3 protein-coding genes are annotated in these 2,024 nt (G+C 57.8%); 2 read left to right on the plus strand and 1 reads right to left on the minus strand.

Going from position 1 to position 2,024, the window contains the following annotated elements:
* Positions 1-306: 306 nt before the first annotated feature.
* Positions 307-819 (plus strand): DUF4258 domain-containing protein, encoded by a 513-nt coding sequence (locus EET03_RS29940; protein WP_136625775.1) that lies wholly within the window; start codon positions 307-309, stop codon positions 817-819.
* Positions 816-1,163, plus strand: a complete 348-nt coding sequence (locus EET03_RS28265; protein WP_075542730.1) for a hypothetical protein — start codon at positions 816-818, stop codon at positions 1,161-1,163. Before EET03_RS29940 ends, EET03_RS28265 begins: the two co-directional genes overlap by 4 nt.
* Before the next feature lie 384 nt (positions 1,164-1,547).
* On the opposite strand, the gene EET03_RS32140 is transcribed toward EET03_RS28265, so the two are convergent.
* Positions 1,548-1,877 carry a hypothetical protein gene (locus tag EET03_RS32140; RefSeq protein WP_244232579.1) on the minus strand — a complete coding sequence of 110 codons (330 nt, stop codon included), beginning with the start codon at positions 1,875-1,877 and terminating at the stop codon, positions 1,548-1,550.
* Between the last annotated feature and the right edge of the window lie 147 nt (positions 1,878-2,024).

Genomic DNA, 2,024 nt, shown 5'->3' on the forward strand with positions numbered 1-2,024 from the left:
CCCCCACCGGCACCCCCACTACCAGCTCCCCAACCGGATGCGCCGACGGGCGGCCCGCCGGGGCCGGCCACCGGGCGCGGTGGCCCTAGCGGCTCCGGGGGCCCGGGCGCCCAGATGCTGGGTACTGATGCTGGCCCAGCACCCCAGGCACCGCCGTTGCCAATACCGCTTGCTCCGCAACCACCGGTTCCGCCGCCGCCGTCTCCGCCGCCGGGTAAACCCCCGCAGGGTCCGCCGCCCATTCCGCCCTGGGCCAGCCCACCGCCACCGAAATCGCTGCAAGCTACGCGCGACGCCTACAACAAGTTGACAAACGATATCGACCACCACAATTTGAATCCGCTCGACCCCACCAATTGGAACGCGGTTCAGGTCTATAATCAAGAAGCTTGGTATTACAACTCCTTGAAGGCACAGCTCGAGCGACAATTAGATGCGGCTAACGCTCAATACACGCCCGCCAAAGACGCCATACGCGCCGACATCCCATACTGGACACAACCAGCACCAGAACAGCCGCACGCACCGTCACCAGATCCATCGACACCCACTGGTCAGCGCGGCGGCCCAATGGATGTCCCCCGCGGAACGAATGCTCCTGCGACGATTGACGGAACGTCTTTCAGCGGACATGCGCTTGACGAAATGCAAAGTGACGGCATTCCGGTAAGTGTCGTGCAAAATACGCTTCGAAATGGTCTATCCGCGCCGAGCGGAGGAGGCACAACGGTTTTCTTTGATCCTGTCAACAATGTCAGCGTTGTCCAAGCCGCAAGTGGCAGGATTGTCACCGTGAGTTTCGGGGACCTACGACGTTGACGAACGAAGACGTGTCTCGCGACCGGACCGCCTATCTCCGGCAGTTGGCTCTTGATTCGCTGAACAGTTACAGCGGTGGATTCGCCGATCTCGAACGGGTAGATCGTGACCTGAAGTCGATAATCCGATCTCTGAACGACGCGGCGGATCCATCCTGGACCAGCTCTTTGCTCCGGCTGTGGGGCCAGCTCGAGATTATCTACGCATTAGCGCTTGATGAAGAACGTTTCCGTCTGACTGAGGAAGAGGAGGTTTACGCGCGGGGAGTTATCGACGAGCTAATTGCGGAACTCCAGGGCTATGAGCTGCCGCCAGTCCGCGACACGGGCGAAGAACCTCGATAGCAGTAAAGAATGTTCTCCTAGTTTAGTTAGCGGCGATGTCTGTTGCTTCGGCAGCCTCTTCCTGCTTAGCGTGCGGGCTCGTGTGCCTGCTCGCTGAAAGCTCGAAGAGGGTTCCGAACGGCGCGGGACGCTAGCTGAACCCTCTTAATCTTCAGGCCACGACTTCGCCGAAAACATGAAGAGCCCCCAACTGAATCCCGCACCATAACTCTCCCCCGCCCATGGAAATTCGTACTCCTCGTATGCGGGGAGAAACTTGTCAAACAACGGCCACTGACGGCCACGCCGCATGGGGCCAAAGTGCTCCGTGAACTCGGTGACGTCCATGCCGCAAATGGGTACTTCGATCGGAGAATTGAATCTGTGCGAATTGCGCCTTATATGTCAATACCGTGCCGACTCAATTAACCCGTCTTCGTCGGTAACGGCATTGAAGTCAAATCCGGGCCACAATACGCTGCTAAATTTCAAAGATGGGGCAGCCTGGTTTACAACCCATAGCAAATTCTTCATATTTCCGAGGTAAGAGGCTTCATCGCCAAGAGCCTCGGCTACCCGCTTATGTATACATTCCGCATCGTCTATGGAGAGCCTGTGTTCAGCCAGTTTGGCCGCTAGCTGAGCTTGTTTGCGCGACATTGAGATCCTTAGCTTCATCGTCATAAGCAGGTAGATCTCGAAATCAATAATCGCCGGTGTGAACGCTGTATTCACAGCACGCATCCCCTCACTTACCTCAAAATTTCACGGTCGCCGGAGTTCTCCCCTTGCGGCTGCTGAGATCACGAGTTGATCTTGATTTCCGGCTTGTCCGTAGGCGGCACCGCCGCGTGTCGTGCGCTGACGCCGGGTTCCACGGTC

The sequence above is a fragment of the Mycobacterium innocens genome (assembly GCF_900566055.1).
In the GTDB taxonomy this organism is placed as follows: domain Bacteria; phylum Actinomycetota; class Actinomycetes; order Mycobacteriales; family Mycobacteriaceae; genus Mycobacterium; species Mycobacterium innocens.